Source organism: Acidovorax sp. SDU_ACID1 (genome assembly GCF_045291395.1).
Taxonomy (GTDB): domain Bacteria; phylum Pseudomonadota; class Gammaproteobacteria; order Burkholderiales; family Burkholderiaceae_C; genus MR-S7.
In genome coordinates this window covers 4,354,833-4,380,989 of sequence record NZ_CP152342.1, presented here as the reverse complement: position 1 = coordinate 4,380,989, position 26,157 = coordinate 4,354,833, and the positions used below count along the sequence as shown (strand labels likewise).

21 protein-coding genes are annotated in these 26,157 nt (G+C 70.1%); 10 read left to right on the top strand and 11 right to left on the bottom strand.

Annotation, left to right across the window (positions count from 1 at the left end; all coding sequences use genetic code 11):
* Positions 1-8: 8 nt before the first annotated feature.
* A complete protein-coding gene (locus AAG689_RS21505) occupies positions 9-3,179 on the top strand; it encodes an efflux RND transporter permease subunit (protein ID WP_406623692.1) in 3,171 nt (1,056 codons plus the stop codon).
* A complete protein-coding gene (locus AAG689_RS21500) occupies positions 3,172-4,584 on the top strand; it encodes an efflux transporter outer membrane subunit (protein ID WP_406623691.1) in 1,413 nt (470 codons plus the stop codon). Before AAG689_RS21505 ends, AAG689_RS21500 begins: the two co-directional genes overlap by 8 nt.
* Here AAG689_RS21500 and AAG689_RS21495 read toward each other — a convergent pair.
* Positions 4,566-5,600, bottom strand: a complete 1,035-nt coding sequence (locus tag AAG689_RS21495) for a homocysteine S-methyltransferase family protein (RefSeq protein WP_020229126.1) — start codon at positions 5,598-5,600, stop codon at positions 4,566-4,568. The two genes, AAG689_RS21500 and AAG689_RS21495, sit on opposite strands and share 19 nt — an antisense overlap.
* A gap of 177 nt (positions 5,601-5,777) precedes the next feature.
* Between AAG689_RS21495 and AAG689_RS21490 the strand changes: the two genes are divergently transcribed.
* A complete protein-coding gene (locus tag AAG689_RS21490) occupies positions 5,778-7,751 on the top strand; it encodes a gamma-glutamyltransferase family protein (RefSeq protein WP_406623690.1) in 1,974 nt (657 codons plus the stop codon).
* Between the two features lie 6 nt (positions 7,752-7,757).
* On the opposite strand, the gene AAG689_RS21485 is transcribed toward AAG689_RS21490, so the two are convergent.
* From AAG689_RS21485 to AAG689_RS21465, 5 genes are read right to left on the bottom strand one after another with little or no spacing between them, the layout of a single operon-like run.
* Positions 7,758-8,645, bottom strand: a complete 888-nt coding sequence (locus AAG689_RS21485) for a LysR substrate-binding domain-containing protein (RefSeq protein ID WP_406623689.1) — start codon at positions 8,643-8,645, stop codon at positions 7,758-7,760.
* Between the two features lie 25 nt (positions 8,646-8,670).
* The gene (locus AAG689_RS21480) at positions 8,671-9,834 is read right to left on the bottom strand and encodes an acyl-CoA dehydrogenase family protein (protein ID WP_406623688.1); all 1,164 of its coding nucleotides are present in this window, start codon (positions 9,832-9,834) and stop codon (positions 8,671-8,673) included.
* Positions 9,831-10,217, bottom strand: coding sequence for a cupin domain-containing protein (locus AAG689_RS21475; protein WP_406623687.1), 387 nt, complete (start codon positions 10,215-10,217; stop codon positions 9,831-9,833). Before AAG689_RS21475 ends, AAG689_RS21480 begins: the two co-directional genes overlap by 4 nt.
* Complete coding sequence (locus tag AAG689_RS21470) at positions 10,214-11,440, bottom strand: CaiB/BaiF CoA transferase family protein (protein ID WP_406623686.1); 1,227 nt, start codon at positions 11,438-11,440, stop codon at positions 10,214-10,216. The genes AAG689_RS21475 and AAG689_RS21470 overlap by 4 nt, the downstream gene beginning before the upstream one ends.
* Positions 11,441-11,448: 8 nt before the next feature.
* Positions 11,449-12,417 carry a Bug family tripartite tricarboxylate transporter substrate binding protein gene (locus AAG689_RS21465; RefSeq protein WP_406623685.1) on the bottom strand — a complete coding sequence of 323 codons (969 nt, stop codon included), beginning with the start codon at positions 12,415-12,417 and terminating at the stop codon, positions 11,449-11,451.
* A gap of 217 nt (positions 12,418-12,634) precedes the next feature.
* On the opposite strand from AAG689_RS21465, the gene recQ reads away from it, so the two are divergent.
* The gene (gene recQ / locus AAG689_RS21460; RefSeq protein WP_406623684.1) at positions 12,635-14,506 is read left to right on the top strand and encodes a DNA helicase RecQ; all 1,872 of its coding nucleotides are present in this window, start codon (positions 12,635-12,637) and stop codon (positions 14,504-14,506) included.
* Here the strand turns inward: recQ and AAG689_RS21455 are convergent.
* The 3 genes from AAG689_RS21455 to AAG689_RS21445 form a co-directional block, all read right to left on the bottom strand.
* Positions 14,439-15,191 (bottom strand): anaerobic ribonucleoside-triphosphate reductase activating protein, encoded by a 753-nt coding sequence (locus AAG689_RS21455; RefSeq protein WP_406623683.1) that lies wholly within the window; start codon positions 15,189-15,191, stop codon positions 14,439-14,441. The two genes, recQ and AAG689_RS21455, sit on opposite strands and share 68 nt — an antisense overlap.
* Positions 15,169-15,369 (bottom strand): anaerobic ribonucleoside-triphosphate reductase, encoded by a 201-nt coding sequence (nrdD, locus tag AAG689_RS21450; protein ID WP_406623682.1) that lies wholly within the window; start codon positions 15,367-15,369, stop codon positions 15,169-15,171. The genes AAG689_RS21455 and nrdD overlap by 23 nt, the downstream gene beginning before the upstream one ends.
* An 82-nt stretch (positions 15,370-15,451) precedes the next feature.
* Entirely contained in the window at positions 15,452-17,479 is a 2,028-nt protein-coding gene (locus tag AAG689_RS21445; protein WP_406623681.1) for a ribonucleoside triphosphate reductase, read from the bottom strand.
* A 300-nt stretch (positions 17,480-17,779) separates the two neighbouring features.
* Here AAG689_RS21445 and AAG689_RS21440 point away from each other — a divergent pair, with 300 nt between their 5' ends.
* The 5 genes from AAG689_RS21440 to AAG689_RS21420 are packed head-to-tail and all read left to right on the top strand — an operon-like array spanning position 17,780 to position 21,189.
* Complete coding sequence (locus AAG689_RS21440; RefSeq protein WP_406623680.1) at positions 17,780-18,574, top strand: transporter substrate-binding domain-containing protein; 795 nt, start codon at positions 17,780-17,782, stop codon at positions 18,572-18,574.
* Complete coding sequence (locus tag AAG689_RS21435; RefSeq protein ID WP_406623679.1) at positions 18,575-19,264, top strand: amino acid ABC transporter permease; 690 nt, start codon at positions 18,575-18,577, stop codon at positions 19,262-19,264.
* A complete protein-coding gene (locus AAG689_RS21430; RefSeq protein ID WP_406623678.1) occupies positions 19,261-19,914 on the top strand; it encodes an amino acid ABC transporter permease in 654 nt (217 codons plus the stop codon). The genes AAG689_RS21435 and AAG689_RS21430 overlap by 4 nt, the downstream gene beginning before the upstream one ends.
* Positions 19,901-20,680, top strand: coding sequence for an amino acid ABC transporter ATP-binding protein (locus tag AAG689_RS21425; protein WP_406623677.1), 780 nt, complete (start codon positions 19,901-19,903; stop codon positions 20,678-20,680). Before AAG689_RS21430 ends, AAG689_RS21425 begins: the two co-directional genes overlap by 14 nt.
* Positions 20,680-21,189, top strand: coding sequence for an ureidoglycolate lyase (locus AAG689_RS21420; protein ID WP_406623676.1), 510 nt, complete (start codon positions 20,680-20,682; stop codon positions 21,187-21,189). The genes AAG689_RS21425 and AAG689_RS21420 overlap by 1 nt, the downstream gene beginning before the upstream one ends.
* A 109-nt stretch (positions 21,190-21,298) precedes the next feature.
* Here the strand turns inward: AAG689_RS21420 and AAG689_RS21415 are convergent, their stop codons facing one another.
* Entirely contained in the window at positions 21,299-21,727 is a 429-nt protein-coding gene (locus tag AAG689_RS21415; protein ID WP_406623675.1) for a hemerythrin domain-containing protein, read from the bottom strand.
* 49 nt (positions 21,728-21,776) lie between these two features.
* Positions 21,777-24,083 carry a nitric-oxide reductase large subunit gene (locus AAG689_RS21410; RefSeq protein ID WP_020229114.1) on the bottom strand — a complete coding sequence of 769 codons (2,307 nt, stop codon included), beginning with the start codon at positions 24,081-24,083 and terminating at the stop codon, positions 21,777-21,779.
* A 149-nt stretch (positions 24,084-24,232) separates the two neighbouring features.
* On the opposite strand from AAG689_RS21410, the gene norR reads away from it, so the two are divergent.
* Positions 24,233-25,837: a nitric oxide reductase transcriptional regulator NorR gene (gene norR, locus AAG689_RS21405; RefSeq protein ID WP_406623674.1), complete on the top strand. Its 1,605-nt coding sequence runs from the start codon at positions 24,233-24,235 to the stop codon at positions 25,835-25,837.
* Positions 25,838-26,157 lie beyond the last annotated feature (320 nt).

Genomic DNA, 26,157 nt, shown 5'->3' with positions numbered 1-26,157 from the left:
GGAACGCCATGGACTTCTCCAAATTCTTCATCGACCGGCCGATCTTCGCGGTCGTGCTATCGGTCATCCTCTTCGCCCTGGGGCTGATCGCCATCCCGCAGCTGCCCGCGGGCGAATACCCCGAGGTCGTTCCGCCCAGCGTGGTGGTGCGCGCCAACTACCCCGGCGCCAATCCCAAGGAGGTGGCCGAAGCCGTGGCCGTGCCGCTGGAAGAGGCCATCAACGGCGTCGAGGGCCTGATGTACATGAAGTCGGTGGCCGCCTCCGACGGCAGCCTGCAGGTGGTCGCCACCTTCCGTCCCGGCGAGGACGCGGACGCCGCCGCGGTGCGCGTGCAGAACCGCGTCAGCCAGGCCCAGAGCCGGCTGCCCGAGGAGGTGCGCCAGTACGGCGTGACCACGCAGAAGCAGTCACCCACGCCGCTGATGTACGTGGCGCTGGTGTCGCAGGGCGGCCGGCACGACACGCTCTACCTGCGCAACTACGTCACGCTCAAGGTCAAGGACGAACTCGCGCGCCTTCCCGGCGTCGGCGACGTGGGCGTATACGGCGCGGGCGACTATGCAATGCGCATCTGGCTGGACCCCGAGAAGGTGGCTGCGCGCCAGCTCACCGCCGGCCAGGTGATCGCCGCCGTGCGCGAGCAGAACGTGCAGGTCTCGGCCGGCCAGCTCGGCGCCGAGCCGAGCAGCGCCGGCGCCGACAAGCTGCTGTCCATCAACGTGCGCGGCCGCCTGCGCACCGGACAGGAGTTCGGCGACATCGTGCTCAAGACCGGCGAGGCCGGCCAGATCGTGCGCCTGTCGGACGTGGCGCGCATCGAGATGGGCTCCAGCGACTACACGCTGCGCGCCTCCATGAACGGCAACTCCATGGCCGCCATCGGCATCTTCCTCACGCCGGGCGCCAATGCCCTGGCCGTGGCAGGGAAGGTCCACGAGACGCTGCAGCGTCTGTCGCGCGACCTGCCGCCGGGCCTGTCCTTCGAGGAATCGTGGGACCCGACGGTGTTCGTGCAGGACTCGATCCAGTCCGTGCAGCACACGCTGATCGAGGCCGTGGTGCTGGTGGTGCTGGTGGTCGTGGTGTTCCTGCAGACCTGGCGCGCCTCCGTCATCCCGCTGCTGGCCGTGCCGGTGTCCATCGTCGGCACCTTCGCGGGCCTGCTGCTGCTGGGCTATTCGATCAACACGCTCACCCTGTTCGGCCTGGTGCTGGCCATCGGCATCGTGGTGGACGATGCCATCGTCGTGGTCGAGAACGTGGAGCGTTTCATCGCGCAGGGCCATGGCCCGCGCGAGGCGGCCCACTTGGCGATGGCCGAGGTCTCCGGCCCCATCATCGCCATCGCCCTGGTGCTTTGCGCGGTCTTCGTGCCCATGGCCTTCCTGGACGGCATCACCGGGCAGTTCTACAAGCAGTTCGCGGTGACCATCGCCATTTCCACGGTGATCTCGGCCGTCAACTCGCTGACGCTCTCGCCCGCGCTGGCGGCGCGGCTGCTGCAGCCGCGCGGCGCGCCGAAGGACGGGCTTTCGCGCCTGCTCGATCGATGCTTCGGCCGCTTCTTCGGAGCCTTCAACCGCTTCTTCGACCGCAGCGCGCGCGGCTACGAACGCACCGTGGCCCGCAGCCTGGGGCGGCGCGGCGTGGTGTTCGTGGTCTATGTGCTGCTGCTGGGCGCCGCCGCGCTGCTGTTCGACCGCGTGCCGGGCGGCTTCATCCCCATGCAGGACAAGCTCTACCTGTTCGCCGGGGCCAAGCTGCCCGAAGGCGCCTCGCTGCGCCGCACCGAGGAGGTGACGCAGGAGCTGACGCGCCACGCGCTGGAGGTGGAGGGCGTCAAGACCGTGAGCGCCTTTGCGGGCCTGAACGCGCTGCAGGGAACGACCACGCCCAACCTGACCAGCGCCTACGTGCTGCTCCAGGGTTTTGGCGATCGCACGCGCAGCGCAGGGGACATCAGCGCGGAGCTGAATGCGAAGCTGCAGGGTATCGAGGGCGGCTACGCCTATGCGCTGATGCCGCCGCCCATCGAGGGACTGGGCAACGGCTCGGGCTACTCGCTGTTCCTGATCGACCGGGGCGGCCTGGGCTACGCGGCGCTGCAGCAGGCGCTGGACGCCTTCCAGGCCGAGGTCGCCAAGACGCCGGGCATGCATTACCCGGTCAGCGCCTTCCAGTCCAACATCCCGCAGCTCGAAGTGCGCGTGGACCGCGCCAAGGCCAAGGCCCAGGGCGTGCCGCTCGACGAGCTGTTCCAGACGCTGCAGGCCTACCTGGGTTCGGTGTACGTGAACGACTTCAACGCCTTCGGCCGCGTGTACCGCGTGGTGCTGCAGGCCGATGCGGACTTCCGCCAGCGCGTGCAGGACATCGGCCGGCTGCAGGTGCGCAACGGCCGTGGCGAGATGGTGCCCATCGCCGCCATGGTGACGGTGGAGCCGGCGTTCGGCCCCGACCCGGTGCTGCGCTACAACGGCTTCGCCGCGGCCGACCTGATCGGCGACGCCGACCCGCGCGTGATGTCGTCCGCGCAGGCACTGGAGAAGCTGCGCGAGATCGCCGCGCGCACGCTGCCGCGCGGCATCGAACTGGCCTGGACCGACTTGAGCCACCAGCAGGTGGAGCAGAGCCACGCCTCGGCGGTGGTGTTCGCGCTGGCGGTGATGCTGGTCTTCCTGGTGCTGGCCGCGCTGTACGAGAGCTGGACCCTGCCGCTGGCGGTGATCCTCATCGTGCCCGTCACCCTTTGCGCGGCGCTGTTCGGCGTCTGGCTCTCGGGCGGGGACAACAACGTCTTCGTGCAGGTGGGCCTGGTGGTGCTGATGGGGCTGGCGTGCAAGAACGCCATCCTGATCGTGGAGTTCGCGCGCGAGCTGGAGATGCAGGGCGTCGCCACCCGCGACGCCGCGCGCCAGGCCTGCCGCCTGCGCTTGCGGCCCATCGTGATGACCTCCATCGCCTTCATCGCCGGCGCCGTGCCGCTGCTGATCGGTTCCGGCGCGGGCAGCGAGGTGCGCGCCGCCACCGGCGTGACCGTGTTCTCCGGCATGCTGGGCGTCACGCTGTTCGGCCTGTTCCTCACGCCGGTGTTCTACGTCACCCTGCGCCAATGGAGCGGCACGCGCCTGGCCCGCCCGGCGGCGCCCCGCATCGCGGAGGGCCACCATGCGTGAGTCTTTGCGAATCCAGCTGCCGCTGGCCCTGGCGTGCGCGGCCCTGCTGGCTGGCTGTGCGGCGGGCCCCGACTTCACCCGCCCCGCCGTGTCCGAGCCGCCCGCGCGCTTCGCCCATGCCGATGCGCTGCCCGCAGACCCCACCCTGCTCTGGCAGGGCCTGGGTGACGACCAGCTCTCCGCGCTGATGCGGCGGGCGCTGGCCGGCAACCATGACCTGGGCGCCGCCCTGGCGCGACTGGACGGCGCCCAGGCCCTGCGCCGCCAGGACGAGCTGGATGCGTGGCCCGTGGTCACGGCCCAGGCCCGCGCCGCGCAGCAGCACGCCAGCGCCAGTGAGGCCGCAGGCGCCCCGCGCAGCCAGCGGCAGTTCAGCGCCGGTATCCAGGCCGGTTGGGAGCTGGATCTTTTCGGCCGCCTGCGCCGCAGCACCGAGGCGCAGCAGGCCGAGGTGCAGGCCAGCGCCGCAGACCTGCAGGCGCTGCAGGTGGCGGTGGCGGCCCAGGTGGCCGCCGCCTACACCGACCTGCGCAGCGGCCAGCAGCAGCTGCAGCTGGCGCGGCAGCAGGCCGACAACCAGCACGCCACGCTGCGCCTGGCCCGGGTGCGGCTGGGGGCAGGCAGCGCCACCGCGCTGGAGGCGGCCCGCGCCAGCGCCCAGTGGCAGGCCGCCCAGGCGCGCCTGCCCGCGCTGCAGGCCCGCGTTGCCGTGGCCCAGCACCGGCTGGCGGTGCTGCTGGGCCTGCCGCCGCAGGCGCTGCTGGCCGAGCTGGACGCCCTTCGGCCGCTGCCCGCGCTGCCGCCGGCCGTGGATCCCGGCACGCCGGCCGACCTGCTGCGCCGCCGTCCCGACGTGGCTGCTGCCGAGGCCCGGCTGCATGCCGCCACGGCCCGCATCGGCGTGGCCACGGCCGACCTGTTCCCGCGCCTGTCGCTGGGCGGGCTGCTGGCCAGCGTGGCACCGGGCGCCGGTGCGCTGTGGGAAGCGGGCAGCGCCAGCCGGTCCGTGTGGCTGGGCGTGGACTGGTCGTTCCTGGACGTGGGCCGCGTGCGTGCGCGCATCGCTGCCAGCGAGGCCGGGGCCGCCGCCGCGCTGGCCCTGTACCAGCAGACCGTGCTGCAGGCGCTCGAGGACACGGAAAATGCCCTGGTGCAGCTGCAGCGCACGCGCGAGGAGGATGCGCTGCTCCAGCAGGCCGCGGCGGAGCGCGCCGCGGCCGAGCGCCTGGCCTGGCGCCGCTACGAGGCGGGCAGCGCGGCCCTGGGCGAGGTGCTGGACACGCAGCGCGACCTGCTCGCCGCGCAGGATGCGGCTGCCGACAGCCGCCGCCGCGCGCTGCAGGCGGCCGTGGCGCTGTACCAGGCGCTGGCCGGCGGCTGGGCGGGTCAGGCCGCTTCGAGCTGAAACAGCTTGCGCGCCCCCACCGGCGCCACTGCCCGCGCGATGGCGCCGATGTGGTCGGGCGTGGTGCCGCAGCAGCCGCCGACGATGTTGACCAGCCCCTCGGCGGCGAACTCGTGCACCAGGCGGCTCGTGACCTCCGGCGTCTCGTCGAAGCCGGTGTCGCTCATCGGGTTGGGCAGGCCGGCGTTGGGGTAGCAGCTGATGAAAGTCTCGGGCGCGGCGCGGTTCAGCTCCTGCACGTAGGGGCGCATCAGTGCCGCGCCCAGCGCGCAGTTCAGGCCGATGGAGAGCGGATTGGCATGGCGCACGCTGTGCCAGAAGGCGGTCACGGTCTGGCCGCTCAGGATGCGGCCCGAGGCGTCGGTCACGGTGCCGCTGATCATGATGGGCAGGCATTCGCCGGTCTGCTCGAAGGCCTCGTCTACGGCGAACAGGGCCGCCTTGGCGTTGAGCGTGTCGAAGATGGTCTCGACCAGGATCACGTCGGCCCCGCCCTCGATGAGCGCGAGCGTCTGCTCCAGATAGGCCGCGCGCAATTGCTCGAAGGTCACGTTGCGCGCGCCGGGGTCGTTCACGTCGGGGCTGATGCTGGCCGTCTTGGGCGTGGGGCCGAGGGCGCCGGCAACGAAGCGGGGTTTATGGGGCGTGCTGAATTTGTCGCACGCGGCGCGCGCCAGCTTGGCACTCTCCAGGTTCATCTCATAGGCCAGGTCGGCCATGTGATAGTCGTCCTGCGCGATCGTGGTGGCGCCGAAGGTGTTGGTCTCGATCAGGTCGGCGCCCGCGGCCAGGTAGCCCTCGTGGATGTCGCTGATCACGTCGGGCCGCGTGAGCGACAGCAGCTCGTTGTTGCCCTTCACGTCGCGCGGGAAGTCCTTGAAGCGCTCGCCGCGGTACTGCGCCTCGGTCAGCTTGAAGCGCTGGATCATGGTGCCCATGGCGCCGTCGAGGATGCAGATGCGTTGCCCGAGGATGGCGGGCAGTTGCTGGGCGCGGGTATAGCGAGGCAGGGTCATGGGGCCGACATTGTAGGAACCTGCCAGGCGCAGCGCGAGTTCCGGGCGCAAAGGCCGCGTGCCCATCTGCGGTTACATAACAAAACGTGGTGTAGCAGGGTGTGCCCGATAGAGTGGGCAGCCGGCCCGCAACGGTCCGGCACCTTTGCAACAACCCCACGACAACAGGAGACAACCATGGCGTATCAGAAGCTCTGGCCGGCGGCACCGCTGGCCCTGGCGCTCGCACTGGCAGGGTGCGGCAGCTCCGACGATTCCTCCGGTCCCGGCGACGGGCTGGCGGTGGACAACAACGCCGACAGCTGCTCGGTGGTCTCCAGCAGCGGCCAGCCCATCATCGTGGGCTCGGGCGTGCCGGGCGACCCGGCGGCGCCCGAGGCCGCATCGGGCTACCGCCTGGGCTACAAGGCCAAATACTCCAGCAAGTACATGGTGGTGGCCAACACGCCGCTGGCCACCAAGGCGGGGTGCGAGATCCTCAAGGCCGGCGGCACGGCGGCCGACGCGGCCGTGGCGGTGCAGGCCGTGCTGGGGCTGGTGGAACCGCAGTCCAGCACCATCGCGGGCAGCGCGTTCATGATGTACTACGACGCGGCGACGAAGAAGGTCACCGCCTACGATGGCCGCGAGACGGCGCCCGCCGCCGCCAACGGCTACTACCTCGCACGCCAGGACCAGGCCGACGAGAACTCCCCCGCGCCCGTGCCCAGCGCGCGGCGCAGCGGCCGCTCCATCGGCGTGCCCGGCGTGATGCGCATGCTCGAGATGGCGCACGGCGAGCACGGCAAGCTCAAGTGGAACCAGCTCTTCGGCGAAGGCATTCGCCTGGCCAATGACGGCTTCCGCGTGCCGCAGCGGCTGGCCAGCGCCATCGCCAGCAACGCCTCCAGCCTGGCGCTGGACGCCAACGCCGTGCAGACCTATTTCAACGCGGATGGCACGCCGCGCGCGGCCCTGTCCATCATGACCAACGCGCCGTATGCGGTCACCCTCAAGGCGCTGGCCGACGGCGGCGCCGACGCGCTGCACAAGGGCCCGATCGCCGAGGCCATCGTCGCCAAGGCCCGCCAGTCGGTGGGCGACGACGCGGCGCGCACGCCCATCACGCCCAGCCTCATGACGGTGGATGACCTGGCCGGCTACCAGGCCAAGAAGCGCGAGCCGGTGTGCACCACCTACCGCAATGCGTACTACGTGTGCTCCATGTCGCCCCCGTCGTCGGGCGGCATCGCCATCGTGCAGGCGCTGGGCATCCTGGAGAACTTCGACCTCGCGGCGCACAAGCCCGCTTCCCCGGAAAACGAGGGCGGCATTCCCAGCGTGATGGGCGTGCACCTGGTCACCGAGGCCGAGCGCCTGGCCTATGCCGACCGCGACAAGTACGTGGCCGACACCGACTTCGTGCCACTGCCGGCCCAGGGCGCGGCCTCGATGCTCGACAAGAACTACCTGAAGGCCCGCGCCGCGTTGATCAGCCCCGACCAGAGCATGGGCGTGGCCGAGGCCGGCGTGTTCGGCGGCGCCAGCGCCAGCTACGCCGTGGACCGCACGCAGGAATACGGCACCACGCACTACTCCATCGTCGATGCGTACGGCAACGTGGCCTCCATGACCACCACGGTGGAGTCCAGCATGGGCTCGTTCCACATGGTCGGCGGCTTCCTGCTCACCAACCAGCTCACGGACTTCTCCGCCCAGCCGCAGGACAGCGCGGGCAACCCCGTGGCCAACCGCGTGGAAGGCAACAAGCGCCCGCGCAGCACCATGGCGCCCACGCTGGTGTTCAAGGGCACGCAGCCGGGCGACTTCCTCATGGCCACGGGCTCGCCCGGCGGCGGGGCCATCATCCAGTACGTGCTCAAGACCGTCGTGGGCGCGCTGGACTGGGGGCTGGACGCGCAGCAGGCCACGTCGCTCAACGACTTCGGCGCCAGCAACAGCCGCACCACCAACGTGGACGGCTCCAACACCACGCAGGATCTTTCCGGCCTGAAGGCGGGGCTGGAGGCCAAGGGGCATACGGTGTCCACCAGCGCGCAGTCGAGCGGCATCTCGACCATCATGCGCGTGAACAAGGGCGGCGCCGTCAAGCTCGAAGGCGGCGTGGACCCGCGGCGCGAGGGGATCGTGCTGGGCGACGGGGCGCTGTAGGCGCCGTCAAGGGGGCCCGCCGCCGCCGCGGGCTACCTCCAGGAAGGCCTGCAGCGCGGGCGCATCCGCCTCCTCGTGCCAGGCCAGCACCCCCACCGTGGGATGGCGCAGCCCGGCGATGGGCACGAAGCGCACGCCCTGGACGCCCGCCTGGGCGAGCGATGCGGGCACCAGCGCCACGCCCATGCCCAGCGCCACCAGCGATACCACCGTGAGCCACTGGCGCGCCGCGTGGCGCGTGTGCGGATGGATGCCCGCGCGGTGGAAGAGCGCGATCACGTTGTCGTGGTTGGCCGGCGCCACGTCGCGCGCGAACATCACGAAGCTCTCCTGCGCCAGCGCGCGCAGCGCCACGGACGGGGCGTGCGCCAGCGCGTGGCCCTCGGGCAGGCAGCACACCAGGTAGTCCGCCGCCAGCGGAAGGCTGGCCAGCCGCGGCGGCACGGCGCCCAGGTTGACGAAGCCCGCATGGAGTTGGCGGCGCAGCAGCGCCTCGATCTGCTCGCTGGAGGACATCTCGCACAGGCGCACCTCGATGCCCGGCGCCTGCTGCCCGAAGGCGCGCACGATGCGCGGCATGTCGCGGTAGACCATGGAGCCCGTGAAACCGATGTCCAGCCGCCCGCGCAGTCCCGCGGCCACGGCGCGCGCCGTCTCGCCCGCGCGCCCCACGCGGTCGAGCACCACGCGCACCTCGGCCAGGTAGGCATGGCCGGCGGGCGTCAGGGCCACGTGCTTGCTGGTGCGCTCGAACAGCTTCACGCCCAGTTCGTCCTCCAGCGCCTTGATGCCCGAGCTGAGCGGCGGCTGGGTGATGGACAGGCGCTCGGCCGCGCGGCCGAAGTGCAGCTCCTCGGCCAGCACGGCGAAGTAGCGCAGCAGGTGGAGTTTCATGGGGCCATCATGCCCCGCGCGCGGCTCAGTACGACTTGGGGAGACCCAGGACTTTTTCGGCGATGAAGCACAGGATGAGCTGCGGGCTCACCGGTGCCAGGCGCGGGATCCAGCTCTCGCGCATGTAGCGCTCGACGTGGAATTCCTTGGCGTAGCCCATTCCGCCATGCGTGAAGATGGCCGTCTCGCAGGCGCGAAAGCCGGCCTCCGCGCCCAGGAACTTGGCGGCGTTGGCCTCGGCGCCGCAGGGCTGGCGCTGGTCGTAGAGCCAGGCCGCCTTCATGGCCATGAGAAAGGCGGCCTCCAGCTCCATCCAGCGCTCGGCCAGCGGGTGCTGGATGCCCTGGTTCTTGCCGATGGGGCGGCCGAACACCTCGCGCTCGCTGGCGTACTGCGCGCCGCGCGCCAGTGCCGCGCGGCCCAGGCCGATGGCCTCGCAGGCGATCAGGATGCGCTCGGGGTTCATGCCGTGCAGGATGTATTCGAAGCCCTTGTTCTCCTCGCCGATGCGGTCTTCCACGGGGATGCGCAGGCCGTCGATGAAGAGCTGGTTCGTATCGACGCACTTGCGGCCCATCTTCGGGATCTCGTGCACCTCGATCTTGCTGCGGTCGAAGTCGGTGTAGAACAGCGACAGCCCTTCGGTGCCCTTGCATTCCTCCACCGGCTTGGTGCGCGCCAGCAGCAAAATCTTGCTGGCCTGCTGCGCGGTGGAGATGAACACCTTCTGCCCGTGCACCACGTAGTGGCCGCCCTCGCGCACTGCACGGGTCTTGAGCTTGAGGGTGTTGAGCCCGGTGTTCGGCTCGGTCACGCCGAAGCACGCCTTGTCCTTGCCCTGGATCAGCGGCGGCAACATGCGCGCCTTCTGCTCGGGCGTGCCGTAGACCACGACCGGGTGCAGGCCGAAGATGTTCATGTGCACGGCCGAGGCGCCCGACAGCCCGGCGCCGGAGGCCGAGATGGTGTGCATCATCAGCGCGGCTTCGGTGATGCCGAGGCCCGCGCCGCCGTATTCCTCGGGCATGGCGATGCCCAGCCAGCCGGCGTCGGCCAGGGCGCGGTAGAAGTCCTCGGGGAATTGGCCGTCGTCGTCGCGGGCGTGCCAGTAGTCGGCGTCGAAGGGCGCGCAGACGCGCTCGATGGCGTCGCGGATCTGCTCCTGCTCGGGGGTGTGCGCGAAGTTCATGGCCGGATAACCTTTTCGGGGGATTCGCCGTAGGGCGGGCTGTAGATGACGAGCAGCTTCACGGGCGTGTCGCTGGTCACGGTGAAGACGTGCATGCGGTCGGCGGGGAAGAAGCACATGTCGCCGGGCACCATGTCGAAGGCTTCGCCATCGACCTCGGCGCGGGCCGTGCCCTCGAGCAGGTAGCAGGCCTGCTCGATGCCGGGGTGGGCGTGCGGCAGCGCGCCGCCGCCCTGGTGCAGCGTGCCCAGCAGCACTTCCATCTGCCGTGCACCCACGGTCTCGGGGCCGATCAGGCGCTGGTTGACGGTGTGGTGGTGGTTGGCGGGCTGGTAGCCGGGCACGTCGGCGGCGCGCACCAGGTAGCGGGATGGGGTGGTCATGTGGGTTCTCCTGCAGCGCGGCAGGCCCCCTGGGCCAGCAGCGCCTCGATCCGTTCGGGGGAATAGCCCGCCTGGGCCAGCAGTGCGCGTGTGTGTTCGCCCAGGCGCGGAGCGTGCGCTGGCGCGCGCGCGGGCGGCGTGGCACTCCAGCGCGTGGGGTGGGCCAGAGCGTGCATCGGGCCTTCGGTGGGGTGCACGGTGTCGCTGACGAAGCCGGTGGCGCGCAACTGCGGATTCACCAGCAGGTCGGCGGGCGAGTTCATGGGCATGTGGGGCACGTCGGCCGCGTCCAGCAGCGCCTGCCACTCGGCCGTGGTGCGCGTGCGCAGGATGCGCGCCACCTCGGCATACACGGCGTCGATGTTCGCGGCGCGCGCGCCGTGGGTGGCGAAGCGCTCGTCGCGCGCAAGGCCCTCGCTCTCGCCGATGGCGGCGAAGAAGCTGCGCCAGTGCTTGTCGTTGTAGATCAGCACGCAGAGCATGCCGTCTGCCGTGGCGTAGGGCTTGCGGTGCGCGGTGAGCAGGCGCGCGTAGCCGGGGTCGCCCAGCGGCGGCTCGAAAGTGAGCCCGGCCATGTGGTCGCCCAGCACGAACTGCGCCATGGCCTCGAACATGGGCACCACGATGGCCTGGCCCTGGCCCGTCTTCTCGCGGGCGTAGAGCGCGGCCGTCACCGCGTACACGGCGTGCAGGCCGGTCACGCGGTCGGACAGCGTGGTCGGCGCGTAGGCGGGCTCGGGCGCGCCGTACTGCTGCATCAGCCAGGGGATGCCGGTGGCGCCCTGGATCAGGTCGTCGTAGGCGGGGCGCGCGGCGTCGGGGCCGTCCTGGTCGAAGCCGCAGCAGCTCACGTGGATGATGCGCGGGCTGCGCGCGCGCACCGCGTCATAGTCCAGCCCCAGCCGCTGCATGGCCTGCGGGCGCACGTTGCTGATGAGCACGTCGCAGCCCTCGGCGAGCTTCAGCGCGGCCTCGCGCCCCTCGGGGTGCTTGAGGTCAAGCACGATGCTCTGCTTGCCCGCGTTGGCGTGCAGGAAGATGTGGCCCATGCCGGGGTGGCGCATGGGGCCCACGTGGCGCATGTTGTCGCCCTCGGGCGTTTCCACCTTGATGACCTCGGCACCGAGCTGCGCGAGGATCTGCGTGGCGAAAGGACCGAGGATGACAGTGGTCAGGTCGAGCACGCGCACGCCTGCGAGCGGGCCGGCAGCGGGAGTGGTCATGGCGGTCGTCACTCGGGTTGGATGCCGGCCTGCTGGATCAGCGTGCGCCAGTGGGCGAGCTGGCCGCCCACGTACTGCGCGAACTCCTCGGGCGTCTTGCTCGGCCACACCTGGAAGCCGATCTGCCCGAGCTTGTCCTGCAGCTCCTTGTCGGCCAGCACGGCCTGCAGCTCGGTGTTCAGGCGCTGCACCACGGCCGGCGGCAGGCCCGCGGGGCCGAAGATGCCGTTCCACGAGGTCAGGTCGAACCCCTTCACCGTCTGGCCGATGGGCGGTACGCCCGCCAGCAGCGGCGTGGGCTCGGCCGTGGTGATGCCCAGCGTGCGCACCTTGTCGGTCTTGAGCATGCCCATGCCCGAGCCCAGGTCGGCCACGTAGACCTGCACCTGCCCGCCCACGAGGTCGGTCATGGCCTGCGGGCTGGACTTGTACGGAATGCCGACGATGTCCACCTTCGCGATGTGCTTGATGCTCTCCATCGCCACCAGCGAGGTGCTGTTGGGCGTGGCGTAGCTCAGCTTGCCGGGATTGGCGCGCGCGTAGTCCAGCAGCTCGGCCAGGGTCTTGGCGGGCAGGGCGGGGTTCACCGCCAGCGCGAAGGGCAGCTCGCCCACGCGCGCCACGGGCGTGAAGTCCTTGATCGGGTCGTACTTGAGGTTCTTGACCAGCCAGGGGTTGGCCGAGTGCGAGGTGTTCGTGGTCATGAACAGCGTGTAGCCGTCGGCCCTGGCCTTGGCGACGGCTTGCGCGGCCACCTGGGCGTTGGCGCCGGGCTTGTTGTCCACGACCACCGGCTGCCTGAGCCGCGCGGCCAGCCCCGAGGCCACGGCGCGTGCCACCGAATCGGTGCCGCTGCCGGCCGCGAACGGCACGACGAGGGTGACGGGGCCGCTGGGGTAGGGCTGCTGTGCCAGTGCCGCCGAGGCGCCGGCGGCGAGGGCACACGCGGCGAACGTGGCGCGCAGGATGGTTTTCATGGGCGTGTCTCCTGTATCGGTGTGGGAATGCGCGCCCATGGTGGCCATCGCGGCGATTCAAGTCCAATTCAATCGGCGGACCGATCGATTCGCTTTGCGAATGGTTGGGCGCGCGCACAATAGGCGCTTCGCGCGCGTGCGTGTCTTCGCTACAGGTTTCAAGCCAAATCGGCCTCCAGCGCTTGCAGGACAAGCGCAAGCAGCTATCAAAACAAGAGTGTCTCCCGCATCCCCCGCCCACTTCGTCCTGCACGACGTCTTCGGCTACGAGCAGTTCCGTGGCCCGCAGGAATCCATCGTCGAACACGTGATCGCCGGCGGCGACGCGCTGGTGCTCATGCCCACGGGCGGCGGCAAGTCGCTGTGCTACCAGGTGCCGGCCATCGTGCGGCGCGACGCGGGGCAGGGCGTCACCGTGGTCGTCTCGCCGCTCATCGCGCTCATGCACGACCAGGTGGGCGCGCTGCACGAGGCGGGGGTGGAGGCGGCATTCCTCAACTCCACGCTCGACTGGCAGCAGACGCTGGACGTGGAGCGGCGCATGGCGCGCGGCGAGATCACGCTGCTCTACGCCGCGCCCGAGCGCGTGACGACCGAGCGCTTCCTGGGCCTGCTCGACGGCCTGCACGAGCGCGGGCAGCTTTCGCTCTTCGCCATCGACGAGGCGCACTGCGTGAGCCAGTGGGGCCACGACTTCCGGCCCGAATACCGCCAGCTCTCCATCCTGCACGAGCGCTACGCCAGCGTTCCGCGCATCGCCCTCACCGCCACGGCCGACGCGCTCACGCGCGCCGACATCGTCGAGGGCCTGAAGCTGCAGGACGCGCGCCAGTTCGTCAGCAGCTTCGACCGGCCTAACATCCGCTACCGCATCGAGGAGAAGAAGGAGCCGCTCACGCAGCTCATGCGCTTCATCGACCGCGAGCACCTGGGCGACGCCGGCGTGGTCTATTGCCAGTCGCGCAAGCGCGTCGAGGAAATGGCCCAGGCGCTGCAGGACGGCGGCGTCAACGCGCTGCCCTACCACGCGGGCCTGCCGGCGGAGATGCGCCAGGCGCACCAGGACCGCTTTTTGCGCGAGGACGGCATCGTCATGGTCGCCACCATCGCCTTCGGCATGGGCATCGACAAGCCCGACGTGCGCTTCGTCGCCCACGTGGACATGCCCAAGAACATCGAGGGCTACTACCAGGAAACCGGCCGCGCCGGCCGCGACGGCCTGCCCGCCGACGCCTGGATGGCCTACGGCCTGCAGGACGTGGTGAACCAGCGCCGCATGATCGACGACGGCGACGCGGCCGAGGAATTCAAGGCCGTGCTGCGCGGCAAGCTCGACGCGCTGCTGGCCCTGGCCGAGGCCACCGACTGCCGCCGCGTGCGGCTGCTGGCCTACTTCGGCGAGCATTCCGAGCCCTGCGGCAACTGCGACAACTGCCTGAACCCACCCGCGGTGTGGGACGGCACAGACGCGGCGAGGAAGCTCCTGTCGACCATCTACCGCGTGCACCAGGCCAGCGGCATCAGCTTCGGCACCGGGCACGTCATGGACATCGTGCGCGGCAAGGACACGGACAAGGTCAGGCAGTTCGGCCACGACAAGCTCTCCACCTTCGGCGTGGGCAAGGAATACACCGAGGCGCAACTGCGCGGCGTGCTGCGCCAGCTGCTCGCCACCGGCGCCGTGGGCATGCACAAGGTGATGCTGGAAAGCGGCCACAGCTTCGACACCCTGACCCTCACCGACGGCTCGCGCCCCGTGCTGCGCGGCGAGCAGACCGTGCAACTGCGCGAGGCCACGGCCCAGGCGGCCCCGAAGTCCAAGCGCACGCGCCGCGCCGCCACCCCGCCCGTGGCCGCCGCCAACCTGGGGCAGGACGCGCAGGTGCGCTTCATCAACCTCAAGGCCTGGCGCGCCGAGGTGGCGCGCGAGCACAACCTGCCGGCCTACGTGATCTTCCACGACGCCACGCTCGCGGCCATCGCCGAGCGCAACCCCGCCACGCTTGACGACCTGCAGGGCATCAGCGGCATGGGGGTGAAGAAGCTCGAAGCCTATGGCGAGGACGTGGTGCGGGTGTGCCGCCAGTAGCGGCGCTCAGGCGCGGCGCACGGCGAGCGTGCCGGGCCAATGCTGCGCGATGCGCTGCGGCGCGGCCCAGGGGGGCGCCCTCCTTGCGGCACTCCTGCAGCGCCCAGTGCCGAACGCCTTCGGCCGCCAGGGCGCCGGCAAGGGCCTGCAGGTCGTCCTCCCCGTAAAGCCCCGTGTTCCAGGTGGTGCGGCATTCATAGGCCACGCCGCTGACGAGCACATGGCGCAGCGACTCCCACGCCCTCGCGCCGCTGCCCGGCGTGCGCGTGATCGCGTCGTAGCGGTGCAGCGGGGCCTTGATGTCCAGCCCCACCCAGTCGAGCAGCGGCAGCAGGGCCGCGAGCCGCTCGGGGTACATGCCGGCCGTGTGCAGGCCGGTGGCGAAGCCCAGGACGCGCACGCGTGCCAGCGCATCGGGAAGGGCGGCCTGCAGCGTGGGCTCGCCGCCCGAGAACACCACGCCGTCGAGCAGGCCGCGCCGCGCGTGCAGCAGGCGCTCCACGTCGGCCCAGATGTGGGCCGTGGGTGCGCCGGCATCGAGCAGTTCCGTGTTGTGGCAGTAGCCGCAGCGCCAGGGGCAGCCCTGGCAGAAGACCACGGCCGCCAGCCTGCCGGGGAAGTCGATGGTGGTGAGCGGCGTCAGGCCGCCGATGCGCAACGCCTCAGCAGTGGTAACTGCAGCCACGTGCGGGCTCGGCGAAGAAGCGGCGCTCGTTGTGCTCGCCCTGCTTGCCGGTGTTGAAGCTGGCCACGGGGCGGTGGTAGCCCATCACGCGGGTCCAGACCTCGCAGGGCTGGCGCTCCTCGTCGGTGAGCTGTACGGCGGCCAGGGCGGCTTGCTCGGTGGTGGAGAAATGGCTCATGGTGAACTCCTTCAGGGTTGGGATACTTCGGTTTTGATAGCTGCTCGCGCTTGGTGGAAAAGCGCTGGAGGGCGATTCGGCTTCAAGCCGCGAGGCGTCGGCGCTTGGCCTCCAGGCGCTCCGCATCGCACGTGGGGCAGAACTGGTGCTCGCCCGCGAGGTAGCCGTGCGTGGGGCAGATGGAGAACGTCGGCGTGACGGTGATGTAGGGCAGGCGGAAGTTCGTCAGCGCGCGCTTGACCAACTCGCGGCAGGCCGCGCCGCTGGAGATGCGCTCGCCCATGTAGAGGTGCAGCACGGTGCCGCCGGTGTACTTGCCTTGCAGCGCCTCCTGGCGCTGCAGCGCGTCGAACGGGTCGCTGGTGTAGCCCACGGGCAGTTGCGAGCTGTTGGTGTAATAGGGTTGCTCCGCCGTGCCCGCCTGCAGGATGGCGGGCCAGCGCTTCCTGTCTTCCTTGGCGAAGCGGTAGGTCGTGCCCTCGGCGGGCGTGGCCTCCAGGTTGTAAAGGTGGCCGGTTTCCTCCTGGAATGCCGTCATGCGTTCGCGCACGTGGTCCAGCAGGCGCACGGCGAAGGCGTGGCCCCATTCGCTGGTGATGTCGTGCGCGTCGTGCGTGAAGTTGCGGATCATCTCGTTGATGCCGTTCACGCCCAGCGTGGAGAAGTGGTTGCGCAGGGTGCCCAGGTAGCGCTTGGTGTACGGGAACAGGCCCTGGTCCATCAGGCGCTGGATGAGCTTGCGCTTGACCTCCAGGCTCTGCTTGCCGAGTTCGAGCAGCCGGTCGAGCGCGCTGAACAGTGCAGCCTCATCCCCCGCGTGCAGATAGCCCAGCCGCGCGCAGTTGACCGTGACCACACCCAGGCTGCCCGTCTGCTCGGCGCTGCCGAACAGGCCGTTGCCGCGCTTGAGCAGCTCGCGCAGGTCGAGCTGCAGCCGGCAGCACATGGAGCGCACCATGTTCGGCGAAAGCTCCGAGTTGATGAAGTTCTGGAAGTACGGCAGGCCGTACTTGGCCGTCATGTCGAAGAGGGCAGCGGCGTTCTCGCTCTCCCACGGGAAGTCGGGCGTGATGTTGTACGTGGGGATGGGGAAGGTGAACACGCGGCCCTTGGCGTCGCCCGTGGTCATCACGTCGATGTAGGCGCGGTTGATGAGGTCCATCTCGGCCTGCAGCGCGCCGTAGCTGAAGGGCATCTCCACGCCGCCGATCACCGGCACCTGCTCGCGCAGGTCCTCGGGGCAGGTCCAGTCGAAGGTGAGGTTGGTGAACGGCGTCTGCGTGCCCCAGCGCGAGGGCACGTTGAGGTTGTAGACCAGCTCCTGGATGCACTGGCGCACCTGGGCATAGTCCATGCCGTCCTTGCGCACGAAGGGCGCCATGTAGGTGTCGAACGAGGAGAACGCCTGCGCGCCTGCCCATTCATTCTGCAGCGTGCCGAGGAAGTTCACGATCTGCCCGACGGCGGAACTCATGTGCTTGGGTGGCCCCGCCTCCACCTTGCCGGGCACGCCGTTCAGCCCCTCGTGCAGCAGCGTGCGCAGCGACCAGCCGGCGCAGTAGCCGCTGAGCATGTCCAGGTCGTGGATGTGGATGTCGCCATTGCGGTGCGCCTCGCCGATCTCGGGCGCGTACACATGAGAGAGCCAGTAGTTGGCCGTGACCTTGCCGGCCACGTTGAGGATCAGCCCGCCGAGCGAATAGCCCTGGTTGGCGTTGGCGTTCACGCGCCAGTCGGCGCGCGTGAGGTATTCGTTGATGGAGCTTTCCACGTGCACCAGCGTCTGCCGGTCGGCGCGCAGCGTGGCGTGGCGCTGGCGGTAGGCCATGTAGGCGCGCGCGGTCTGCAGGTGGTTGGCGGCGATCAGCGTCTGCTCCACCACGTCCTGGATCTGCTCGATGGCCGGCGCCTCGCCGCGGAAGCGGTGGATCAGCACCTTGGTGGCCTGGGCGGTGAGCAGTTGCGCCTCGTCCTCGCCGAATTCGCCGGTGGCGCTGCCGGCGCGCGCGATGGCGGACTGGATGCGGTGGGCGTCGAACGCGGCGCGGGTGCCGTCGCGCTGGATCACGTCGCGCGGCAGGGTAGCCAGGGGGGTGGAGGGATGGACCATGGAAGCTCCAAAACACTACATATAGCGTCCACGATACCCATCGGACACTATAGGTAGTTTGATCGGGCACAAACCCCGGGGCCGCGGAGCCAAAAAAGAGGGCTGGAGAGCAGGGCGCCCGCGCCGCTGCGCGGTGCCCCGCAATGGTGCGGCGGGTTCAAGCAAAAACAGCCTCCAGCGCTTTATGGGAAAGCGCAAGCAGCTCACTTTTTGATAGTTGGCACGCAATTCGCTCATTCCTCCGCGTCGCCGGGCGCATGCCGCGCCGGGCCTGCATTCGCCGAAGGAGCGTTCCCTGCCATGACCCGATTCCACACCCCCCGCCGCGTCTTCCTCCATGCACTGGCCGCCGCGGTCCTCGCCACCGGCACGGCCGCGCGCGCCGACGCGCTCGCCCACATCCAGAAAGCGGGCGTGGTGCGCGTCGCCATCCCGCAGGACTTCCCGCCGTTCGGCTCGCTGGGCACCGACCTGAAGCTGCAGGGCTACGACATCGACATGGCCCAGCTCGTCGCCAAGGGCCTGGGCGTGAAGGTGGAACTGGTGCCCGTGACCAGCACCAACCGCATTCCGTTCCTGACCACGGGCAAGGCCGACGTGGTGATCTCCAGCCTGGGCAAGAATGCCGAGCGCGCCAAGGTGATCGACTTCACCCAGGCCTACGCGCCCTTCCCCAAGAGCGTCTACGGCCCCAAGGACGTGGCGATCAAGGCGCCCGCCGACCTCGCGGGCAAGACCATCGGCGTGACGCGCGGCTCCACCGAGGACCTGGCCCTCACGGCCGTGGCGCCGCCCTCGGCCACCATCAAGCGCTACGAGGACAACAACGCCACCGCGCAGAGCTACCTCACGGGCCAGGTGCAGCTCGTCACGCTGGGCAACATCGTCGCCAACGCGGTCAACGAGCGCACGCGGCTGCGCCAGCTCGACGCCAAGTTCCCCGTCGAGGAAACGCCGTGCTACATCGGCGTGGCCAAGGGCGAGGAGGCGCTTCTCAAGAAGCTCGACGAGATCATCGCCAAGGCGAAGACCGACGGCTCGCTGAACGACCTGTCCGTGCGCTGGATGAAGATGCCGCTCCCGGCAAAGATGTAAATGGCCTATGCGTTCGACTTCGCCGCCGTCTTCGACTACAGCGGCCTCCTCGCCGAAGGCGCCGCGTTCACGCTGGGCCTGACGGCGGCGGGCGCCGTGCTGGGCGGCCTGATCGGCGTGGCCGGCGGCGTGATCCGCGCGTGGCGCATCGCGCCGCTGCACTGGCTGTTCAAGGGCTACGTGGAGGTGATCCGCAACACGCCGTTCCTGGTGCAGCTCATGTTCGTGTTCTTCGGCCTGCCCTCGCTCGGCGTGCAGATCAACGAATGGCAGGCCAGCCTGCTGACCACGGTGGTCAACCTGGGCGCCTACATAACCGAGATCGTGCGCGCGGGCGTGCAGGAGACGCCGCGCGGCCAGATGGAGGCCGCGAGCGCGCTGGGCATGGGCCGCTGGGCGCAGTTCCGCCACGTGGTGCTGCGCCCGGCGCTGCAGCGCGTGTGGCCGGCGCTCAGCAGCCAGATCGTGATCGTGATGCTGGGCACTTCGGTGGTGTCGCAGATCGCGGCGCAGGATCTGACCTTCGCCGCCAACTTCATCCAGTCGCGCAACTTCCGCGCGTTCGAGACCTACGTCATCGTCACCGCGATGTACTGCGCGCTTGCGCTGGTGCTGCGCTGGCTGCTGGGGCAGGTGGGCGAGCGCTGGGTGTCAGGGCGACGGCTGGCCAACGCGGGGGCCGCCGCATGATCGCCGACATCCCGCTCTGGCCCATCCTCGCCAAGCTGGCCGAGGGGCTGCTCGCCACGCTGGCGCTCTCGCTCATCGCGTTCGCGCTGGGCGGCGTCGCGGGGCTCGCGGTGTTGTTCGCGCGCGTGGGGCGCAGCCCGCTCGCGCGGCGCATCGCGCGCACCTACATCCAGGCGTTCCAGAACACGCCGCTCTTGATGCAGATGTTCCTCGTGTTCTTCGGCGCGTCGATGGCGGGCCTGGACGTGTCGCCGTGGACGGCCGCGGCCGTGGGCCTCACGCTCTACACCAGCGCGTACCTCGCCGAAGTCTGGCGCGGCTGCGTGGAGGCCGTGCTGCGCGGGCAGTGGGAGGCCTCCGCCAGCCTCGCTATGGGCTACGTGCAGCAGATGCGCCACGTGGTGCTGCCGCAGGCGCTGCGCCTGTCGATCGCGCCCACGGTGGGCTTCTCCGTGCAGATAGTCAAGGGCACGTCGGTGGCCTCGATCATCGGCTTCAACGAGCTGACCAAGCTCGGCTCCATGCTCGCCAACGCCACCTTCCAGCCCTTCCTCATCTACGCGCTGGTGGCGGCCGGCTACTTCCTGTTGTGCTGGCCGCTGTCGCTGTGCGCGTCCCATCTCGAAAAGAAGCTCCATGCCGCTCGTTGACCCTCTCGTCGAAATCCTCGCCGTGCACAAGCACTACGGCCCCAACCACGTGCTCAAGGGCGTGGACCTGCGCGTCGAGAGCGGGCAGGTGGTCGCCATCATCGGCCGCAGCGGCTCGGGCAAGAGCACGCTGCTGCGCTCCATCAACGGCCTGGAATCCATCGACTCCGGCCAGATCGTGGTCGACGGCGCGACGCTGCAGGCCGAGCACGCCAGCCCCGCGCAGCTGCGCGCGCTGCGGCTCAAGGTGGGCATGGTGTTCCAGCAGTTCAACCTGTTCCCGCACCTCACGGCGGGCGAGAACGTGGCCCTGTCGCCCGTCGTGGTCAAGGGCATGAAGAAGCCGGAGGCCGCCGCCCTCGCGCGCAAGATGCTCGCCAAGGTGGGCCTGGGCGACAAGTACGGCGCCTACCCCGACCAGCTCAGCGGCGGCCAGCAGCAGCGCGTGGCCATCGCGCGGGCGCTGGCCATGCAGCCGAAGGTGCTGCTGTGCGACGAGATCACCTCGGCCCTCGACCCGGAACTCGTCAACGAGGTGCTGGCCGTCGTCAAGCAGCTCGCCGCCGAGGGCATGACCCTGGTGATGGTCACGCACGAGATGCGCTTCGCGCGCGACGTGGGCGACCAGCTCGTGTTCATGCACCAGGGCCGCATCCACGAACGCGGGCCGGCCAAGGAGTTGTTCGCCGATCCGCAAACGCCCGAGCTGGCGGCGTTCATCGGCGCGGTGCATACCGGCGCGGTGCATACCGGCGCCGTGAACTGATGAGCGCTCCCGCCTGGCTACCCGTGCGCACGCTCAGCGCGCAGGCCTTCGCGCCGTTCGGCGAGGTGATCGAGGCCGGCGCGGGCAGCGCCATCCCGATCAACGGTGGCACCTGCCTGCGCCACCACGACCTCGCGCGCCCCTGCGCGGCCGAGCCCGGCAGCATGTCCTTGAGCCTGTTCGAGGCCGCCGCCGCGCCTCGGCCCTGCGCGCTGCACCTGATGGAGCGCCACCGCCTGGGCAGCCAGAGCTTCGCGCCCTTCGGCGCCGCGCTGCGCATGCTGGTGGTGGTGGCCGACGCGCGGCTCGCGCCCGCCGAACTCGCGCCGCACCACCTGCACGCCTTCGTCAGCAACGGGCAGCAGGGCATCCACCTGCGCGCGGGCACGTGGCACCACCCGCTGCTCTCGCTCACCGCGGGCACCTGGCTGGTGGCCGACCGCGTGGCCGCGCAGGCCGACTGCGACGTGGTGCCCATCGACGGCTGGCGGCTGCGCTGCGTGGCGTGAGGCCAAAAAAAGCCGGCACGAAGCCGGCTGAAAAGCAAGGTGCCCCTATGGCCTTGCCGATGGAAGCTATTTCGGGTTGCAGCGCTTGTCCATCAAGCGCTGGCAGCTATCACAACAGGAGCGCAGCCTCTTCCGCCTCGATGCGCGGATAGAAGTCGCGGTTCTCGCGCTGCATGCGTTCGTACACGCGGCGCAGCACGGTGTTGGCGTCGGCGCGGAAGCCTGCGGCGTCGGCGCGCACGCGCTCGGGGGTGTTCCAGTGCCGCGCGAATTCCATGTAGGCGCCGGCGATGGCGCCCATCTCGCGCTGGAACTGTTCGCCCAGGCGGGCCAGTTCCGGGTCCGCTCCGCCTTGCAGCGCGGGGTAGAGCAGACGGTCTTCCACGGCCAGGTGGAGCTTGATGGTGGAGCTCATGGCCACGATGCCGCGCGCGATGGCGGCGGCGTTGTGTTCCACGCCGGCATGGGTGAGCTGGCGCAGCGCCGCGATCTGGTCGAGGATGTCGCGGTGTTCGTGTTTGAAGCGGTCGATGTTCATGGCGTTTCCTTGAAGGCGTGGCGCCGATGCGCCACGCCGTGGGCCGTTGTCAGCGGCTGGCGCCTGCCAGCGCGCCGGTCTTGGGCACGGAGGGTGCGCGGGGCCCGAAGAGCACGCCGCTCACCACCTGCCAGGTCACGCACAGGGCGCCGACGATGAAGACCACGTCGCCGAAGGTGCGCACCCAGCGCAGCGTTTCCAGGAAGGGCTGCTGCAGGAATTCCTCGCTGCGCGCGTACCACATGCCGTGCGTCACGCTGGCGTGGAACTGGAACAGGCCGATGGGCAGCAGGCTGGTGGAGATCATCAGCACGATGCCGGCGTTGAGCCACCAGAAGCCGGTCTTCATCAGGCGCTCGTTGAACTGCAGCTCGGGGCGCACGTAGCGCAGCACCATCAGCGTGAAGCCCAGGGCCAGGAAGCCGTAGACCCCGAAGAGCGCGGCGTGGGCGTGCACGGGCGTGGTGTTCAGGCCCTGGATGTAGTACAGCGAGATGGGCGGGTTGATCATGAAGCCGAAGACGCCCGCGCCCAGCATGTTCCAGAAGGCCACGGCCACGAAGCACATCAGGGGCCACTTCAGGTTCTTCATCCAGGTGGCGCTGTGCTGCAGGCGCCAGTGTTCCCAGGCCTCGTGGCCCAGCACCACCAGCGGCACCACTTCGAGCGCGCTGAACGATGCGCCCACGGCCATCACGGGGGTGGTGGTGCCGGCGAAGTACAGGTGGTGGAAGGTGCCGGGCACGCCGCCCAGCATGAAGAGCGATGCCGATGCCAGGCTGGCCGCCGTGGCCATGCGGTACGAGACCAGGCCCAGGGTGGAGAAGATGAAGGCCAGGGCCGTGGTGGCGAAGACCTCGAAGAAGCCTTCCACCCACAGGTGGACCACCCACCAGCGCCAGTACTCCATCACCGACAGGTGCGTGCGCTCGCCGTAGAACAGGCCCGCGCCGTAGAACAGGCCGATGCAGACCACCGAGCAGGTCAGCAGCGCCAGCAGGTTCTTGTCCTGGCCGTTGGGGGCCAGCAGCGCCGGGAAGATGCCGCGCGCCATGAGCACCAGCCAGAAGGCCACGCCGGCGAACTTGCCGATCTGCCACAGGCGCCCCAGGTCCACGTATTCATAGCCCTGGTGGCCCAGCCAGAAGTTCCACTCGGGCGGCATGATCTGCGCGATGGCCAGGTAGTTGCCGATGAACGAGCCCACGCAGACGACGACCAGCGCCCAGAACAGGATGTCCACGCCCAGCTTCTGGAACTTGGGGTCCTTGCCGCCGTTGATCAGCGGCGCGAGGAACAGGCCAGCGGCCAGGAAGCCGGTGGCGATCCAGAACAGCGCGGCCTGGATGTGCCAGGTGCGCACCAGCGAGTAGGGCAGCCACTGCGACACGTCGAAGCCGTAGAACGTCTGGCCCTCGATGGTGTAGTGCGCGGTGAAGCCGCCCAGGAACACCTGCGCGGTGAACAGCGCCACCACCAGGAACAGGTACTTGCCCAGCGCGCGCTGCGAGGGGGTGAGCGGCACGCGGCTCAGGGGGTCGTGCGCGGGCGGGGTGGGGTCCTGCTCGTCGTGCTTGCGCAGGAAGGCCCAGCCCCACACGAGGAAGCCCACGCCGGCCATCATCACCACCACGCTCATGATCGACCACACCAGGTTCTCGCCCGTGGGCACGTTGCCCACCAGCGGCTCGTGCGGCCAGTTGTTGGTGTAGGTGGCGCCGCTGCCGCCCAGGTCGGCGGGGCGCTCGGTGGCGGCGGCCCAGGCCGTCCAGAAGAAGAAGCCGGCCATCTGCGCGCGCCGCTCGGCGCTGGGCAGGGTGTTTTCCTTCATGGCGTAGCTCTCGCGCGTCTTGTGCAGCGCGGGGTCGTTGCTGAAGAGCTGGTCGTAGTACTTGGCCGTGTCGGCGATCGCCTGCGCGCGCAGCGGCGTGAGCGTCACTGCGTCCTTGCCCTGGTCATAGGTGTTGGTGCGGTACTCGCTGCGCAGCCGTGCCTTCAGCACGGCCTGCTGGCCCGCGTCCAGGTCGGCGAAGGCGCGGCCGTAGTCCTGCTGGGCGGCCAGCGCGAGCCAGGTCGTCAGCTCGCGGTGCAGCCAGTCGGCCGTCCAGTCCGGCGCCTGGTAGGCGCCGTGGCCCCAGATGGAGCCGAGCTGCATGCCGCCCACCGACTGCCAGGCGGTCTGGCCGTCGAGGATGCTGTCCTTCGTGAAGAGCGGCTTGTCCTGGCCCTGCACCAGCACCTGCCCCGGGATCGGCGGCGCCGTGCGATAAACCTCGGCACCGTAGTAGCCCAATAGGCTGAAGGTGACGATCAACACGCCTATGAGCGTGTACCAATACTTGGCGTATTTCCCCATGAAGGGCCTCCATCGTTGTTGCACTGAGACGCTGGCCATTTCGCAAGGCGCGGGCCAGCGTGGGTGCGCAGCAAAATCAAGGGTTTACACGGGTGAAGGTAAAATAAACCCCATCCAATCAGGGTTTAAAAAACCATCAAAGGGTTGAAATGACCGTTTTCGAAACCAGTGCCTCGGCCTCGCAGGCGGTGCTGCCCGCCCTGTGGTCCGACCTGGGCGGCGAGCTGCCCCAGGCCGTGCGCCTGCAGCGGCTGGTGGACCTGCTGCGTGCGCAGTTCGGCTGCGGGGCGGTGGCGCTGCTGCGGCTGGAGGACGAGCACCTGCGCCCCGTGGCCGTCAACGGCCTGGTGGGCGATGCGCTGGGCCGGCGCTTCGCCGTGGCGCAGCACCCGCGGCTGGCCGCCATCCTGGCGCGGCGCGAGGTGACTTGCTTCGAGCACGACAGCCAGCTGCCCGACCCCTACGACGGCCTGCTCGACACCCTGGTCGGCGAGCCCCTGCCGGTGCACGACTGCATGGGCGTGGCGCTGCACGTGGAAGGGCGGCCCTGGGGCGCGCTCACGTTCGACGCGCTGGCCACCGGCACCTTCGGCCCCGCCGCGCGCCAGCGCCTGGCGCAGTGCGTGCCGCTGGCCGAGGCCGTGGTGCGCGTCGCGCGGCTGGAGCAGGAGCTGCGCGCCCTGCGCATGGCCGCCACCGCGCCCGGCGGCCTGGGCGGGGACGATGCGGCCCACGCAGCGGCGCAGCGCGACCCCGGCGAGCTGGAGATCGTGGGGGAAAGCCCCGCGCTGCAGCGCCTGCTGCACGAGCTGGGCGTGGTCGCCGCGTCCGAGCTGCCCGTGCTGCTGCTGGGCGAAACCGGCGTGGGCAAGGAGCTGTTCGCCCGCATGCTGCACCACCACTCGCCCCGGCGCGCGCGGCCGCTGGTGCACGTGAACTGCGCGGCCCTGCCCGAGTCGCTGGCCGAGAGCGAGCTGTTCGGCCACGTGCGCGGCGCCTTCTCGGGCGCCGTCAGCGACCGGCCCGGCCGCTTCGAGGCCGCCGAGGGCGGCACGCTGTTCCTCGACGAAGTGGGCGAGCTGCCCCTGTCCGTGCAGGCCAAGCTGCTGCGCACGCTGCAGAACGGCGAGATCCAGCGCCTGGGCGCCGACCGCCCGCGGCGCGTGCACGTGCGCGTGGTCGCCGCCACCAACCGCAACCTGCGCGAGCAGGTGGCCAGCGGCGCCTTCCGCGCCGACCTGTACCACCGCCTGTCGGTCTACCCCGTGCCCATCCCGCCGCTGCGCGAGCGCGGCAACGACGTGCTGCTGCTGGCCGGCCGCTTCCTGGAGCTCAACCGCGCCCGCCTGGGCCTGCGCAGCCTGCGCCTGTCGCCCGACGCGCAAGGAGCGCTGCGCCGCTACCGCTGGCCCGGCAACGTGCGCGAGCTGGAGCACGTCATCAGCCGCGCCGCGCTCAAGGCCCTCAGCCGGGGCGTGGACCGCAACGAGATCGTGACGCTGGAGGCCGGCCTGCTCGACCTGGACGCGCTGGAGGCGCCCGCCCCTGCCGCGCAGCCCGCCGCCGCCCCGGCCGCCGGCGCGCCCGCGGCCCTGGACGGCACGTTGCGCGACGTGGTGGACGCCTGCCAGCGCCAGGCCGTCACCGCCGCGCTGGACCGCCACCAGGGCAACTGGGCCCAGGCCGCGCGGGCGCTGGACGTGGACCCGAGCAACCTGCACAAGCTGGCGCGGCGCCTGGGGCTCAAGGGGTAGTTCCAAGCAAAATCGGGTTCCAGCGCTTGTGCAGCAAGCTCTGGCAGCTACCGATTTGGTAGCGTGCTAGCGTCCGCAGTCAGGGTAATACCCCAGTCATTTTTGGGGATTAGGCCCGCTGGGCTTCCTACAATACGGATGTTGCTGGCATCTGCTGGCAACGGATGGCATCTTCGGGGAATCGCGCGATCCGCTCGCGCTGTGCACCCACCGGGGCGCTCCGCGCCCCCGCTGCTCCCGCGGAGCGGCACCCGCCCTCCTTCCTTGCCGGCCGCGCAGCGCGGCCAGTGTCTTTTATCCCTTCCCTTCTCAGGAAATCC

Coding starts and splice junctions, on each gene's coding strand:
- AAG689_RS21505 (WP_406623692.1), top strand. CDS start 9: ATGGACTTCTCCAAATTCTTCATCGACCGGCCGATCTTCGCGGTCGTG.
- AAG689_RS21500 (WP_406623691.1), top strand. CDS start 3,172: ATGCGTGAGTCTTTGCGAATCCAGCTGCCGCTGGCCCTGGCGTGCGCG.
- AAG689_RS21495 (WP_020229126.1), bottom strand. CDS start 5,600: ATGACCCTGCCTCGCTATACCCGCGCCCAGCAACTGCCCGCCATCCTC.
- AAG689_RS21490 (WP_406623690.1), top strand. CDS start 5,778: ATGGCGTATCAGAAGCTCTGGCCGGCGGCACCGCTGGCCCTGGCGCTC.
- AAG689_RS21485 (WP_406623689.1), bottom strand. CDS start 8,645: ATGAAACTCCACCTGCTGCGCTACTTCGCCGTGCTGGCCGAGGAGCTG.
- AAG689_RS21480 (WP_406623688.1), bottom strand. CDS start 9,834: ATGAACTTCGCGCACACCCCCGAGCAGGAGCAGATCCGCGACGCCATC.
- AAG689_RS21475 (WP_406623687.1), bottom strand. CDS start 10,217: ATGACCACCCCATCCCGCTACCTGGTGCGCGCCGCCGACGTGCCCGGC.
- AAG689_RS21470 (WP_406623686.1), bottom strand. CDS start 11,440: ATGACCACTCCCGCTGCCGGCCCGCTCGCAGGCGTGCGCGTGCTCGAC.
- AAG689_RS21465 (WP_406623685.1), bottom strand. CDS start 12,417: ATGAAAACCATCCTGCGCGCCACGTTCGCCGCGTGTGCCCTCGCCGCC.
- nrdD (WP_406623682.1), bottom strand. CDS start 15,369: ATGAGCCATTTCTCCACCACCGAGCAAGCCGCCCTGGCCGCCGTACAG.
- AAG689_RS21445 (WP_406623681.1), bottom strand. CDS start 17,479: ATGGTCCATCCCTCCACCCCCCTGGCTACCCTGCCGCGCGACGTGATC.
- AAG689_RS21440 (WP_406623680.1), top strand. CDS start 17,780: ATGACCCGATTCCACACCCCCCGCCGCGTCTTCCTCCATGCACTGGCC.
- AAG689_RS21435 (WP_406623679.1), top strand. CDS start 18,575: ATGGCCTATGCGTTCGACTTCGCCGCCGTCTTCGACTACAGCGGCCTC.
- AAG689_RS21430 (WP_406623678.1), top strand. CDS start 19,261: ATGATCGCCGACATCCCGCTCTGGCCCATCCTCGCCAAGCTGGCCGAG.
- AAG689_RS21425 (WP_406623677.1), top strand. CDS start 19,901: ATGCCGCTCGTTGACCCTCTCGTCGAAATCCTCGCCGTGCACAAGCAC.
- AAG689_RS21420 (WP_406623676.1), top strand. CDS start 20,680: ATGAGCGCTCCCGCCTGGCTACCCGTGCGCACGCTCAGCGCGCAGGCC.
- AAG689_RS21415 (WP_406623675.1), bottom strand. CDS start 21,727: ATGAACATCGACCGCTTCAAACACGAACACCGCGACATCCTCGACCAG.
- AAG689_RS21410 (WP_020229114.1), bottom strand. CDS start 24,083: ATGGGGAAATACGCCAAGTATTGGTACACGCTCATAGGCGTGTTGATC.
- norR (WP_406623674.1), top strand. CDS start 24,233: ATGACCGTTTTCGAAACCAGTGCCTCGGCCTCGCAGGCGGTGCTGCCC.